This is a genomic window from Paracoccus aerius (assembly GCF_014656455.1).
GTDB classification, from domain to species: domain Bacteria; phylum Pseudomonadota; class Alphaproteobacteria; order Rhodobacterales; family Rhodobacteraceae; genus Paracoccus; species Paracoccus aerius.
This window is the reverse complement of sequence record NZ_BNCL01000092.1, coordinates 1-1055: the sequence shown is the minus strand read 5'-3', so window position 1 is coordinate 1055 and position 1055 is coordinate 1. Positions and strand designations below refer to the sequence as shown.

Annotated in this window: 1 protein-coding gene; it reads left to right on the top strand. The window is 56.4% G+C overall.

The window, feature by feature from the left end:
- The first annotated feature begins 216 nt into the window (after positions 1-216).
- Entirely contained in the window at positions 217-951 is a 735-nt protein-coding gene (locus IE224_RS20830) for a Crp/Fnr family transcriptional regulator (protein WP_103174725.1), read from the top strand.
- Positions 952-1055 lie beyond the last annotated feature (104 nt).

The following is a 1055-nucleotide window of genomic DNA, read 5'->3' as shown; positions in this document are numbered from 1 at the left end:
GCAAGCAGGAGTGACTCGCAGATGGAAAGTGCAGCTAATCCGGCGTATTCGTTTGCAGTGGACATCCACAAAGTTCCTTTTAGCAGCCCACTGGCTTTCGCAGAGGCTTTGATCTGATGCGTACCCACTTCTCGCAGAAATTCCCCTATGCTGGACTGATAGAAAGCAGTCTCAGACAGATTTCTGCTTACGCATCGCAAGTCGGCAGGGGGAGGCATGACACCAGTCAAAAACAGTCCACTTGTCCGTAAGCTCTCCGCGTTCGTGGCGCTGTCAGAGGCCGAGCTCGCTGTCCTGGACCATCTGCATCAGCGTCGCCGGACCTTCCTTGCAGGGCGCGATCTGGTACATCAGGGACAATCGGAACAAGCTGCGTACATCCTGTCGGCGGGTTGGGTCTGTTCCTACAAGCTTCAGCCGGACGGGACGCGTCAGATTGTTGACTTCCAGATCCCTGGGGATTTCCTCGGGTTGCGCAGTGTTTTGCTCCGCACCTCGGACCACAGCTTCGAGCCGCTCACGGATATCCAGGCAGCTGAGGTGCTGAAAGGCGATCTTCTTGATGCGTTCACGCACACCCCGCGATTGGCCATGGCCGTTCTTTGGGCGGCATCACGAGACGAGGCAATGGTGGTAGAGCATCTTGTCGGCATCGGACGGCGAAACGCCGAGGCCCGAATGGCACATTTCTTGCTGGAACTGGCATCAAGGCTGGCTTTGGTCGGGATGGGCAGCAGGGAAGGCTACGACTGCCCCCTCACGCAATATCATCTTGCCGACGCATTGGGCCTGAGTGCCGTTCATGTGAACCGCGTGTTGCGCCAGCTCCGTGAAAACGGACTGGTGACCTTTCGAGACGGTCATGTATCGATCCACGATCACGAGGGGCTTATAAAGTTGGGGGAATTTGATCCAGCATACCTCGACCAGGACGGGCCGCTCGTAAGATGAGGAAGTCAGCGTTTGCTTTTCCGCAAGTTGCAAGAACTCTTTTTTGCCGCAAGTCCAAGGCGTACGGCCAGCGCTTCGGGAGTTCCAGAAGTATGTTTGGGTTA

Excerpts from the sequence above, each read along its gene's own strand:
- IE224_RS20830 (WP_103174725.1), top strand. The coding sequence starts at position 217 with ATGACACCAGTCAAAAACAGTCCACTTGTCCGTAAGCTCTCCGCGTTC.